Source organism: Nocardioides allogilvus, assembly GCF_003047285.1.
In the GTDB taxonomy this organism is placed as follows: Bacteria; Actinomycetota; Actinomycetes; order Propionibacteriales; family Nocardioidaceae; genus Nocardioides; species Nocardioides allogilvus.
In genome coordinates, this window is record NZ_PZYX01000010.1 from 1 (window position 1) to 12,237 (window position 12,237).

Here is a 12,237-nt window from a genome sequence, read left to right on the forward strand (position 1 = left end):
CGGCCATAGCGAAAGGGAAACACCCGGTCCCATACCGAACCCGGAAGTTAAGCCTTTCAGCGCCGATGGTACTGCAACCGAGAGGTTGTGGGAGAGTAGGACGCCGCCGGACAACAATTGGGCAGAGGCCACCTGGTGACAGGTGGCCTCTGCTGCATTTGGTGGCTGCATCTTGGCGCCATCACCAGTACCGTGTCATCGCACGCCCCATCTGACTTACATCTGCACAGTGAGCTAGCACCCCCGAAAGGTTTCTGTCGTGGCCGAGGAACGTCGTAGCCAGCGTCCACCCGCTCGAGGCGGCTCCAAGCCGCCGGCGCGCGGTGGCACCTCCTCCAGCCGGGGCGGAAAGCCGGACACCCGCGGCGGCAAGCCCGACTCCCGCGGCGGTCGTCCTGACGCGCGTGGCGGCAAGCCGACGTCGCGCGACACCCGTGGCGGTGCCGATCGCAAGCGCGAAGGCGACTGGAAGCGTCCCCGTGAGGAACAGCGTCCACGCACGGTCGACCAGGCTGAGTACGACGGTCCGCCGCTGCCCGAGGAGCTCACCGGGCAAGAGCTCGACCGCGCCGTGATCAACCAGCTGAAGGGCCTGCCCGAGAAGCTGGCCGCGCGCGTCGCGCGGCACCTGGCGGCTGCCGGGATGATGATCGACGACGACGCGGAGACGGCCTACCGGCACACCCTCGCTGCGAGGGCGCGCGCCTCACGCATTGCCATCGTGCGCGAAGCCGTGGGCGAGGCGGCCTACGCCGCCGGTCACTACTCCGTGGCGCTGGCTGAGCTGCGCGCTGCCAAGCGGATGAACGGTGCCACCGCCTACCTGCCGATGATGGCCGACTGCCACCGTGCACTCGGCAACCCCGAGCAGTCGCTCAAGCTCGCCAAGAGCCCCTCGGTCGCCAACTTCGCGCCCGACGCCAAGGCCGAGATGACGCTCGTCGAGGCGGGTGCCCGTCGTGACATGGGTCAGCTGGATGCCGCGCTGCGCACCCTGGAGCTGGCCCCGCTGATGTCGAAGAGCCGCTCGCCGTGGGTGGTGCGCCTTCGTTACGCCTATGCCGACACGCTCGAGGTGGCCGGCCGCGAGGCCGACGCGCTGGCCTGGTTCCACCGGACCAACGCCATCGACAGCGAGCAGCTGACGGACGCGGCCGAGCGGGCCGAGCTGTTGGAGAAGCGGAACGTCTGAGCGGGCGATCTGCCACGATTCGCCCATGCGCGTAGATCCACCCACCCTCGAGGGGACCGCTGCCGTGCGTGGCGGTCGCCAGCTCAGCTTCGCGGAGTACGGCCCGGCGGACGGGCGACCGATCGTGTGGATGCACGGCACACCGGGCGCCCGCCGCCAGATCCCGATCGAGGCCCGCGCGTTCGCGGCCGAGCTCGGAGTCCGCATCATCGGGATCGACCGGCCGGGCATCGGCGGGTCCTCGCCGTACCTCTACAAGGACGTCCTGGAGTGGACCGAGGACCTCCGGCTGCTGCTGGACGCCCTCGGCGTCGAGACGTTCCGTCTGGTCGGCCTGTCCGGCGGCGGTCCCTACGTGCTGGCGGCCGGCGCTGCCATGCCGGATCGGGTGCTCGCGGCCGCGGTGCTCGGCGGGGTCGCTCCGACGCGTGGTGTCGATGCGGCGCCGGGCGGGCTGATCCAGCTCGCGGTGCGCTGCGCGCCGCTGCTCGGTCCGATGCGCCTGCCCGCGGGGTTCGCCATCTCCCAGGGCATCCGCCTCGTGCGCCCCTTGGCGGGCCCCGTTCTCGACCTGTACGGCGCGGTGCAGCCCGCGGGGGACAGGAACCTGCTCGCACGCCCTGAGTTCAAGGCGATGTTCCTCGACGACCTGCTCAACGGCTCCCGCACCCAGATGAGCGCTCCGCTGGCCGACCTGATCCTGTTCACACGCGAGTGGGGCTTCGCCCTGGCCGACGTGCGGGTGCCGGTGCGCTGGTGGCACGGCGACGCCGACCACATCGTGCCCTTCGCCCACGGCCAGCACTGCGTGGGCCGGTTGCCCGATGCCACCATGACGGTGATCGACGGGGAGAGCCACCTCGGCGGGCTGGGCATCACCCGCGACGTGATCACCTCGATCCTGGACGCGTGAGCCGCGCGCGACACGCAGTCGTTCTGGCCTGTCCCATTGGCAAACTCATGCCCCATGGGTCACAATGGGGGTCTAATCACACACGTGTCACTCCCACTCCTTGAAACCGTCGCACAGACCGCTGGGGAAGGCGCATCTCAGCGTCGGAACTTCAAGGAGGTCACGGTGACCACAAGCACTCACGCCCGCCCGGATGTTGCCGGGACCCGGGGCATTCTTTACGTGCACTCAGCGCCCTCTGCTCTCTGCCCTCACATCGAGTGGGCCGTGGGCGGAGTGCTCGGCGTTGCCGTGAGCCTTGACTGGATCCCGCAGCCCGCACAGCCGGGCAGCTACCGCGCTGAGCTGTCGTGGGTGGGCTCGGTGGGCTCCGCGGCCTCCGTCGCCTCCGCGCTGCGTGGCTGGAACCACCTCCGCTTCGAGATCACCGAGGAGCCGAGCAGTGCCAGCGAGGGCACGCGCTTCTCCTACACGCCCGAGCTGGGTGTCTTCCACGCGGTGACCGGCCTGCACGGCGACATCATGATCCCCGAGGACCGGCTCAAGGCCGCGGTCGTGAAGGCCGCCCTCGGCGACACCACGCTGCTCAACGAGATCGACAAGCTGTTGGGCAAGCCGTGGGACGACGAGCTCGAGACCTTCCGGCACGCCGGCGACGGTGCCCCCGTCCGTTGGCTGCACCAGGTCGTCTGAGCATCCGTGGGTCACGGCCACTCGCACTCGCATCGCGCCGTCGACGTGCGCACGTCCGCGCCGGTCACGCGACTGCTGCTGATCCTGCTCGCCCTGACGGCGGTCGCGACGGTGATCGGCCTGGGCGTGCTGTGGCCGAGCGGCGAACGGCCGACCACGCCGTACTCCGCAGCAGGCGTGAGCTATCCCGACGGTGAGGTGCTCCGCGTGGGCGATCCCTGTCCCGTCGTCACCGAGGAGTCCACCGAGTTCCCCGACGTCTGCGACGACGTCGACGTACACCTCGACGACGCCGGTGAGGTGACCGGGCTGCGGGTGCCGCCCGGCGTCGCGGACGCCGTCCGTGTCGGAGACCGTGTCACGCTCGTCGCCATCCCGAAGGAGGGCGCTGACACGCCCGACTACGGCTGGGTGGGCGTGGACCGCAAGCCGCCGCTGGGCTGGCTGGCGCTGGCCTTCCTGCTCGTCGTCGCGGTGATCGCGCGGGTCCGTGGCCTGCTGGCGATCCTCGGCCTGGTCTTCGCCGGGCTGGTCATGGGCTACTTCATGCTCCCTGCGCTGCTGGCGGGGGAGTCCGGCCTGGCCGTCGCCCTCGTCGGCTCGACGGCGATCATGTTCGTCGTCCTCTACCTCGCCCACGGCCCGTCGGTGCGTACGTCGACGGCGCTGGCCGGCACCCTGGTCGGCCTGCTCATCACCGCCGGCATCGGACTGGTGGCCATCAGCACGGCGCGGCTGAGCGGGCTGGGCGACGAGTCGAGCCTGCTGCTGCGCAACCAGGCCGACCAGCTGGACTTCCGTGGGCTGCTCACCTGCGCCGTGATCGTCGCCGGTCTCGGTGTGCTCAACGACGTGACCATCACCCAGAGCTCGTCGGTGTGGGAGCTGCGCGAGGCCGCGCCGCAGCTCACCAGGCGTCAGCTCTTCACGTCCGGCATGCGCATCGGGCGCGACCACATCGCCTCGACGATCTACACGATCGTCTTCGCCTATGCAGGCACGGCCGTGGCCACGATGCTGCTCATCTCGCTCTACGACCGGCCGTTGATCGACATCCTCAGCGACGAGGCCATCGCGGAGGAGGTCGCGCGGACGCTTGCCTCGGCCATCGGCCTGGTGCTGGCCGTGCCGGTGACCACCGCGATCGCAGCCGCGACCGTGGCGCCAGCGGTCAGGGACGACTCAGCCGGAACCGCGTGACCGGGACGTCGACCTGGTTGGCCGTGGACGGGTCGTCGTACCAGTTGAGGACCGAGCGGATGCGGAACGTGCCGGGCACGGTGGCGCCCCGGCACAACCGGTAGGTCAACGTGTCGATGGCGTCGTCGTTGGGGCTGATGACCGCGAACGACGCGACGCTCTTGCCGCGCCGGTCGACGATGGACGACTCGAGGGTCCAGTCATCGGTCGGGACCTCGACGTCGTAGGTGATGGAGTAGGTGTGGCAGCCCCTGCGCAGCTTCTGGTCGCGGGCCGTGATGGTGGCGCGCTCGACGACCTCCCCTGACGCCGGCTGCTCCGCCTGCTCCGTGTCGCCGGTCAGGCCGTGGAGGAGGTCGCTGAGCGGGTCGCTCGTGAGCGCTTGGGCGGGAGTCGAGAACGTCAGCACGATCGCGGCGCTCGCCAGCAGCGAGACGACGTGGACGGCGGGACGGCGGGACATCAGGAGCTCCTTGTCGACGTGACCATGAACACAGGCACAACGCGTGGCTGGCGCCGGCGTTATGCCGCGGAGGACTTCCGCAGCCTCACAGGGGGATGTTGCCGTGCTGGCCGCGGCGCACGCCCGCGGTGTCGATCTCGTGACGGAAGGCCGCGGCGATGGCGCTGCGTGTGCGGGACGGGTCGACGACCTCGTCGACGACGCCGATCTCGACGGCCTTGTCGACGCCACCGGCGATGCGCTCGTGCTCGGCGGCCAGCTCGGCCTCGACGCGCGGGCGGATCTCGGGGGACACCTCGGCGAGCTTGCGCCGGTGCAGGATCCGGATGGCGGCCACCGAGCCCATCACCGCCACCTCCGCACCCGGCCACGCCAGGACGCGGGTGGCTCCGAGCGAGCGCGCGTTCATGGCGATGTAGGCGCCGCCGTACGTCTTGCGCGTCACCAGCGTCACGCGCGGGACCACGCACTCGCCGAACGCGTGCAGCAGCTTCGCGCCGCGGCGTACGACACCGTCCCACTCCTGGCCGACACCCGGGAGGTAGCCCGGGACGTCGACGAGCACGATGAGGGGGATGGCGAACGCGTCGCACATCCGCACGAAGCGGGACGCCTTCTCGGCGGACAGCGAGTCGAGGCAGCCACCCAGCCGGAGCGGGTTGTTGGCGACCACACCGACGGTGCGACCGCCGAACCGGCCCAGCGCCGTGACGATGTTGGGGGCCCAGCGGGCGTGCAGCTCCTGCATGGTGTCGTCGTCGAGCACCGCCTCGACGAGCGGGTGCACGTCGTAGGCGCGCTTCTTGGACTCCGGGAGGATGGCTTCGAGGTCGCGGTCCTCGACCGAGTCCTGGTCGAGGCTGCCCTGCGCGCCCAGCAGCGAGGCGACGATGCGCGCCCGGTCGAGCGCCTCGTGCTCGGACTCGGTGAGGATGTGGACGACGCCGGACCTGCGGCCGTGCGGCTCGGGACCACCGAGACGCAGCATGTCGACGTCCTCGCCGGTGACCGAGCGGACCACGTCGGGGCCGGTGACGAAGATCCGGCCCTCGGGCCCGAGGATCACCACGTCGGTGAGCGCGGGGCCGTAGGCGGCGCCACCGGCGGCCGGGCCGAGCACCACCGAGATCTGCGGGATCTTGCCGGACGCCTGGGTCATCACCTGGAAGATCCGGCCGACGGCGTGCAGGGACAGGACGCCCTCGGCGAGCCGTGCGCCACCGGAGTGCCACAGGCCGATGATGGGGACGCCGTCGGTGATGGCGCGGTGGTAGGCGTCGACCACGACCCGACAGCCGAGGTCACCCATGGCGCCGCCCATGACGGTGGCGTCGCTGCAGAAGGCGACCGCCGTGGTGCCGTGCACCCGGCCGATGGCGGCCAGCATGCCCGAGTCGTCGTCCTCGGTGAGCAGCTCGAGGCTGCCCTCGTCGAAGAGCGCGGTGAGGCGGTGGACCGGGTTGCGCGGGTCCTGGTCGCGGGGCAGCTTGGCGGGCTTGGCTGCGGTGGCGGTCATCAGGCGCTGCCGAACGCCACGGCGACGTTGGCGCCGCCGAAGCCGAAGGAGTTGTTGAGGGCCACGATGTCGCCGTCCGGCAGGGCACGAGCCGAGGTCGGGATGTCGAGGTCGACCTCCGGATCCTTGTCGTCCAGGTTGATGGTCGGCGGGCTCGTGCGGTTCGTGAGCGCGAGCACGGTGGCGACCGCCTCCAGTGCGCCGGCGCCACCGAGGAGGTGACCGGTCATCGACTTGGTGCTCGTGACGACGCACTGCTCGACGTGCTTGCCGAGGACGGTGTGCAGCATCAGGCCCTCGGCGATGTCTCCCTTGGGGGTGGAGGTCGCGTGGGCGTTGACGTGCACCACGGTGGCCGGGTCGACGTCACCCTCGCGCAGCGCCATCTGGATGGCGCGGGTGCCGCCGCGGCCCTCGGGGTCGGGCTGGGCGATGTCGTGGGCGTCGTTGCTGATGCCGGCACCGAGGGCGTAGGCGTAGATGTGGGCGCCGCGGGCGCGGGCGTGCTCCTCGGACTCGAGGACGAGGACGGCACCGCCCTCGCCGAGGACGAACCCGTCGCGGGCCGTGTCCCACGGGCGGGAGACGGTCGTCGGGTCGCCCTCGTTCTTGGAGAGCGCCATCATGTTGGCGAAGGCCGCCATGGGCAGCGGGTGGATCGCGGCCTCGGTGCCACCGGCCAGCACCACGTCGGCGCGGCCCAGGCGGATCAGGTCGATGGCCATCGCGATCGCCTCGTTGCCGGACGCGCAGGCCGAGGTCGGGGCGTGCACGGCGCCGCGTGCGCCGTACTTGAGGCTCACGTTGGCCGCCGGGGCGTTGGGCATGAGCATGGGTACGGCGAGGGGGGAGACGCGACGCGCACCCTTCTCGAGCAGGGTGTCGTAGTTGGTCAGCAGCGTGGTCACGCCACCGATGCCGGAGGCCAAGGACACGGCGAGACGTTCGGGCTCGAGTCCCGAGCCCTCCAGGCCGGCGTCGGCCCAGGCCTGGTCGGCGGCGACCATGGCGAACTGGCTGGCCCGGTCGAGACGGCGCGCCTTGACGCGCTCGAGGACCTCGGACGGCTCGACGGCAACACGGCCACCGATCTTGACCGGGAGCTGCTCGACCCACTCGTCGTCGAGGTGCCGGATGCCGGACCGACCCGCGAGCAGGGCGTCCCAGGTGGAGGTGACGTCACCGCCGACCGGGGAGGTGGCTCCGAGTCCGGTGACGACTACGCGAGTCGAGGTCATGTGGCTGTGTCCGTTCTGGTGGGAGTGCTGGCTGGGGGAAGCAGAGGGGCGGCCGGGCATCGGGTGGGTGCCCGGCCGCCGTGGGCTCAGTCCTGCGAGCGCTCGATGAAGGCGACGGCGTCGCCGACGGTCTTGAGGTTCTTGACCTCGTCGTCGGGGATGGTCACGCCGAACTTCTCCTCGGCGGCCACGACCACCTCGACCATGGAGAGCGAGTCGACGTCGAGGTCGTCCACGAAGGACTTGTCGAGCTGAACGTCGTCGGCATCGATGCCGGCGACCTCGTTGACGATCTCGGCGAGGTCGGCGCGGATCTCTTCAGTGGTGGCCATGGGCCTTCCTTTCAGGAGGGGTGGTGCTGTGGTGGGTGTGAAAAATCGGGGTGGTGCACGGGCTGGAGCGGGTCAGGGGACGGTGACGACCTGGGCGGCGTAGGACAGCCCGGCGCCGAAGGCGATGAGCAGGGCGGTGTCGCCCGACTTGGCGTCACCCTCGGCGATCATCCGGTCGAGCGCCAGCGGCACCGACGCCGCGGAGGTGTTGCCCTGGTCGGCGATGTCGCGGGCGATCCGCACCCGGTCGGGCAGCTTCATCGAGCGGGCCATCGTGTCGATGATGCGCATGTTGGCCTGGTGGGGCACGAAGACGTCGAGCTCGTCGAGAGTGATGCCGGCCTTGTCGAGGGCCTGCTGGCCGACCTTGGCCATGGCAAAGGCTGCCCAGCGGAAGACAGCGCTGCCCTGCATCGTCAGGTGCGGCATCATGCCGCTGCCGGGCTCGTCGACGGTGCCGACGACGTCGCGCCAGTCCTCGCGCTGTCGGATCAGGTCGAACTGCTCGCCGTCCGAGCCCCACACGACCGGCCCGATGCCCGGGGTGTCGCTGGGTCCGACGACCGCAGCTCCCGCACCGTCGGCGAAGATGAACGCCGTGCCGCGGTCGTTGAGGTCGAGGATGTCGGTGAGGCGCTCGACGCCGATGACCAGGACGTGACGGGCGCTGCCGGCGCGGACGAAGTCGGAGGCGAGCGAGATGCCGTGGCAGAAACCGGAGCACGCCGCGGAGATGTCGAAGGCCGCGGCCTGCTCGGTGCCGAGCTCGTGCGCGATCGCGGTGGCCACGGCCGGGGTCTGGAGCAGGTGGCTGACCGTCGCCACGACGACGCAGTCGATCTGCTTGGCATCGAGGCCGGCCCGCTCGATCGCGATCCGGGAGGCGGCGACGGACATCATCTGCACCGACTCCTCGGGCCCGGCCCATCGGCGCGACTTGATGCCGGAGCGCTGCTGGATCCACTCGTCGCTGGAGTCGATCGCCTCGACGACCTCGGCGTTGGGCACCGAGCGCACGGGGCGGTAGGCGCCGATCCCGAGGATCGCGGCGTGCGGAGCGCCGGTGACGGCGGAGAGCGTGCCGGTCATCAGGAGACTCCCTCGGGGTGCAGGCGCAGCAGCGGCTGACCGGGGGAGACGAGGTCGCCGTCCTCGACGAGCCACTCGACGACGCTGCCGCCGTGGCGGGCCGAGACGCGGGTGCTGTCGCGGGTGCTGGCGACCTCTCCGATGGTGCAGCCGGCGGGGAGCACGGCCAGGTCGGCCGCCTCCGCGGAACGGTGGAAGGTGCCCTTGCCCGGGGAGACGACCATCCGCCAGGTCGGCGAGGTCTCGATCATCGACGCCTCACCGTGCTTGTCGGCGAAGGCGCGGGCGTCGTCGAGCTGGTCGGGGGTCTTGAGGGCGAAGGTCTCGACACCCTTCATGGCGCGCTTGGCGATGCCGGTCAGGGTGCCCGCCGGCGGCATCTCCAAGATGCCGGTGACGCCGAGGTCGAGCATGGCCTCCATGCACAGGTCCCAGCGGACGGGGGAGGCGATCTGGCCGACGATGCGTGCCACGACGTCGCGACCGTCGTGCACGACCTGGCCGTCGCGGTTGGAGATCACCGGCGTGCGGGGGTCGTGCGTGGAGACCGAGCGGGCCAGCGCCGCCAGGTGACTGACGGCCGGCTGCATGTGGGAGGTGTGGAACGCACCGGCCACTGAGAGCGGCATCAGGCGAGCCTTCGCGGGCGGCTCGGCGGCGAAGGCCGCCAGCTGCTCGAGCGTGCCGGCTGCCACGATCTGACCCGGACCATTGTCGTTGGCGGCGGTGAGGCCGTGCTCCGCGAGTGCGGCCAGCACCTCCTCGCGGTCACCCCCGAGCACCGCCGTCATGCCGGTCGGGGTCGCGGCGGAGGCAGTCGCCATGGCGGCGCCGCGCTCGCGCACGAGCACCATGGCCTGCTCGGCGGTGATGGCGCGGGCACCGGCTGCGGCGGTCAGCTCGCCGACGCTGTGGCCTGCCACCGCGCCGATCCGGGCGAACGCGTCGGCCGGGTGCGGGAACAGGTCGAGCGCGGCGACCAGACCGGTCGCCACCAGCAACGGCTGGGCGATCCGGGTGTCGCGGATCGTCTCCGCGTCGGCGTTGGCGCCGTAGTCGGCCAGGTCGAGCCCGGCGACGGTCGAGAGCCACTGGAGCCGCGAGGCGAAGACGGGGTCCTCGAGCCACGGAACGAGGAAGCCGGGGGTCTGGGCCCCTTGGCCGGGAGCGACGATGACGAGCACACGCCCAGCCTGCCGCTTGACAGGCACTGTGTTCGCCTCGGACCCGCACGAATCTCGGTGGCAGTTCTTTGTAGGGTTCCTACAAAGAACTGTCGGGGGTGCCACGACCGGACTGCCGCCCCAGCACGAGCGCGATCTGCAAGGTGAAGGCGTCGCGTGCGGAGGTGGGCGCCAGGCCGGTCACCTCGGTGGCCTGGCGGAGGCGGTAGCGGACCGTGTTGGGGTGCACGAAGAGATGGCGAGCCGCGGCCTCGATCGCGCACCCGTGCTCGAAGTAGGCAGCCAGCGTCTCGATCAGGGTGCCGCGCGCACCCAGGAGCGGCAGGTAGACCTGGTCCACGAGGTGGCGGCGCGCGTGACCGTCGCCCGCGAGCGCTCGCTCGGGCAACAGCTCGTCGCTGCGGACCGGTCGCGGAGCCTCCGGCCAGCCCGGCGCCGAGCGGTAGGCCGACATCGCGGCGCGCGCCGAGGCGTGTGCGTGGCCGAGGTCGCCGGTCACCGGTCCCACCACGACCGGGCCGGGACCGAAGTGGTCGACGATGCGGCCCGCGGCCTTGTGCGGGTCGTTGACGCCGCCGAGGACCACGACGAGCCGGTCGCCCTGCGTGGCGCAGAGCGCATCCATCCCGGCTGCCTGCGACGCGCGGCGCACGTGCTCGAAGATGTCCGTCTCCGTGCGCTGGGCAGGCACAGCCCCCAGCACGACTGCCACATCGCCGCGTGCGCCCCAGCCGAGTGCGCTCGCGCGCGAGAGCACGGCCTCGTCGGCCTCCGACCTCAGCACCGCGTCCACGACGAGGGCCTCGAGGCGTGCGTCCCAGGCACCGCGGACCTCGGCGGCGCGGGCGTACACCTCGGCAGTGGCGAAGGCGACCTCGCGGCCGTAGCGCAGGATCGCCTGGTGCACCTCGAAGGCGTCGGCGGGATCGAGGAAGGCGTCGATGTTGGCCTCGACCACCGAGATGCTGAGCCGGACGAGGTCGACCGTCTGCTTGAGGTCGATGACGCCGGTGAGCTCACGTGGTGCGGCGCCGAAGACTGCGGCGGCGAGCGGGGGAGTGTCGCCGGGGTGCAGGCCATCCATCTCGGTGTCGTGACCGAACCAGTCGATGAAGCCCTTGATGCCGCCCTGCACGACGAGTCCGACCCAGGAGCGGTCCTGGGCGCTGAGCTCCTCGAACCACTCGAGGTCGCTGGCCATCCTGGCCATCGCGGCCGTGCTGAGCGCGCCGGTGGAGCGCTGCAGCGCCGCAGCGGCCCGGCGGCGGGAGGGCTCGGGCGTCGACACCCGTCGAATCTAGTCCCAAGGGTCACTTCCGTCACGCAGATGCTGTGCGGAGGTAACAAATCGGTCCAGAAGCGACACTCGACGTGGTCAAAGCTCCCGACATGGAACGTGTTCTGGTTGAATCGCGAAAATCATTCGACCCCCGGGAGTGCTTGTGAGCGACCTGCCTGAGCTTCAGTTCGTGGAGATCCACGGACATCGGCGTGCATTCGTCAAGACCGGCTCCGGCCCCGCCCTGCTCCTGCTCCACGGCCTCGGGTGCGACCACACCACCTGGGCCCCGGTGATCGAGTCGCTGGCCAAGCGCTACACGGTGATCACACCCGACCTCCTCGGTCACGGGGAGTCGGCCAAGCCGCGCGCCGACTACAGCGTCGGCGGCTACGCCAACGGCATGCGCGACCTGCTCACCGTGCTCGGCATCGAGTCGGTCACCGTGGTCGGCCACAGCTTCGGTGGCGGCGTCGCGATGCAGTTCGCCTACCAGTTCCCCGAGCGCTGCGACCGGCTGGTCCTGGTCTCCAGCGGCGGCCTCGGCCCGGAGGTGTCGCCGGCGATCCGGGCGATCACCACCCCGGGCTTCCACCAGGTCATGGGCCTGCTCACGCTGCCCGGCATCCGGCACATCGGCAGGACAGGCCTGCGGGCGCTCGCCGCGACCGGCAGCCGGTCCCTGCGCGACCTGGCCGAGGTGGCCGACATCTACGAGTCGTTCAAGGACCCCCACACCCGCACCGCCATCCGGCACGTCGTGCGGGCCGTCGTGGACTGGAAGGGCCAGATCGTCACCATGGCCGACCGGGCCTACCTCACCGAGAAGATGCCGATGTGCGTCATCTGGGGACGCAACGACCAGCTCATCCCGGTCCGGCACGCCAGCAACGCCGCCGCGCTCGCACCCTCGGCGCGCGTCGAAGTGCTCCCCAACTCGGCGCACTTCCCGCACAAGGATCACCCCCAGCGGTTCGTGCGGATCATCAACGACTTCATCCGCACGACCGAGCCGGCGACGTACGACCGGGAGAACTGGCGTGAGCTGCTGGAGGCCGGACCGCGCATCGTGCCGCTCCAGGCCGAGGCGGCCGAGGCGCCGGTCGCGCCGGTGCACGTCCTGAGCACCGGCGCCTGA

The 12,237-nt window shown here is 71.0% G+C and carries 12 protein-coding genes and 1 rRNA gene; 6 read left to right on the forward strand and 7 right to left on the reverse strand.

The features are described from left to right. The 5 genes from rrf to C9J87_RS14315 all read left to right on the forward strand — a co-directional run. A 5S ribosomal RNA gene (gene rrf, locus C9J87_RS14295) occupies nucleotides 1-112 on the forward strand; the annotation flags it as partial. 147 nt (nucleotides 113-259) lie between these two features. Beyond that, nucleotides 260-1,192: a tetratricopeptide repeat protein gene (locus tag C9J87_RS14300; RefSeq protein ID WP_107705848.1), complete on the forward strand. Its 933-nt coding sequence runs from the start codon at nucleotides 260-262 to the stop codon at nucleotides 1,190-1,192. 25 nt (nucleotides 1,193-1,217) lie between these two features. Next, nucleotides 1,218-2,105: an alpha/beta fold hydrolase gene (locus tag C9J87_RS14305; protein WP_107705849.1), complete on the forward strand. Its 888-nt coding sequence runs from the start codon at nucleotides 1,218-1,220 to the stop codon at nucleotides 2,103-2,105. 222 nt (nucleotides 2,106-2,327) lie between these two features. Continuing rightward, nucleotides 2,328-2,798, forward strand: a complete 471-nt coding sequence (locus tag C9J87_RS14310) for a DUF3145 family protein (RefSeq protein ID WP_036490318.1) — start codon at nucleotides 2,328-2,330, stop codon at nucleotides 2,796-2,798. Between the two features lie 6 nt (nucleotides 2,799-2,804). Beyond that, nucleotides 2,805-3,998, forward strand: a complete 1,194-nt coding sequence (locus tag C9J87_RS14315; RefSeq protein WP_232820059.1) for a YibE/F family protein — start codon at nucleotides 2,805-2,807, stop codon at nucleotides 3,996-3,998. Here the strand turns inward: C9J87_RS14315 and C9J87_RS14320 are convergent. The 7 genes from C9J87_RS14320 to C9J87_RS14350 form a co-directional block, all read right to left on the reverse strand. Beyond that, a complete protein-coding gene (locus tag C9J87_RS14320) occupies nucleotides 3,970-4,461 on the reverse strand; it encodes a hypothetical protein (RefSeq protein ID WP_107705850.1) in 492 nt (163 codons plus the stop codon). The two genes, C9J87_RS14315 and C9J87_RS14320, sit on opposite strands and share 29 nt — an antisense overlap. 85 nt (nucleotides 4,462-4,546) lie before the next feature. Next, nucleotides 4,547-5,977 carry an acyl-CoA carboxylase subunit beta gene (locus tag C9J87_RS14325; RefSeq protein ID WP_107705851.1) on the reverse strand — a complete coding sequence of 477 codons (1,431 nt, stop codon included), beginning with the start codon at nucleotides 5,975-5,977 and terminating at the stop codon, nucleotides 4,547-4,549. Next, nucleotides 5,977-7,215 carry a beta-ketoacyl-ACP synthase II gene (fabF, locus tag C9J87_RS14330; RefSeq protein ID WP_107705852.1) on the reverse strand — a complete coding sequence of 413 codons (1,239 nt, stop codon included), beginning with the start codon at nucleotides 7,213-7,215 and terminating at the stop codon, nucleotides 5,977-5,979. Before fabF ends, C9J87_RS14325 begins: the two co-directional genes overlap by 1 nt. Before the next feature lie 86 nt (nucleotides 7,216-7,301). Then, on the reverse strand, nucleotides 7,302-7,547 hold the full coding sequence (locus C9J87_RS14335; RefSeq protein ID WP_010832136.1) for an acyl carrier protein: 246 nt from the start codon (nucleotides 7,545-7,547) through the stop codon (nucleotides 7,302-7,304). 72 nt (nucleotides 7,548-7,619) lie between these two features. Beyond that, complete coding sequence (locus C9J87_RS14340; RefSeq protein WP_010832137.1) at nucleotides 7,620-8,636, reverse strand: beta-ketoacyl-ACP synthase III; 1,017 nt, start codon at nucleotides 8,634-8,636, stop codon at nucleotides 7,620-7,622. Further along, entirely contained in the window at nucleotides 8,636-9,820 is a 1,185-nt protein-coding gene (locus C9J87_RS14345; RefSeq protein ID WP_010832138.1) for an acyltransferase domain-containing protein, read from the reverse strand. The genes C9J87_RS14340 and C9J87_RS14345 overlap by 1 nt, the downstream gene beginning before the upstream one ends. 79 nt (nucleotides 9,821-9,899) lie before the next feature. Continuing rightward, on the reverse strand, nucleotides 9,900-11,108 hold the full coding sequence (locus C9J87_RS14350; RefSeq protein WP_010832139.1) for a PucR family transcriptional regulator: 1,209 nt from the start codon (nucleotides 11,106-11,108) through the stop codon (nucleotides 9,900-9,902). 154 nt (nucleotides 11,109-11,262) lie between these two features. On the opposite strand from C9J87_RS14350, the gene C9J87_RS14355 reads away from it, so the two are divergent. Continuing rightward, complete coding sequence (locus C9J87_RS14355; RefSeq protein WP_232820060.1) at nucleotides 11,263-12,237, forward strand: alpha/beta fold hydrolase; 975 nt, start codon at nucleotides 11,263-11,265, stop codon at nucleotides 12,235-12,237.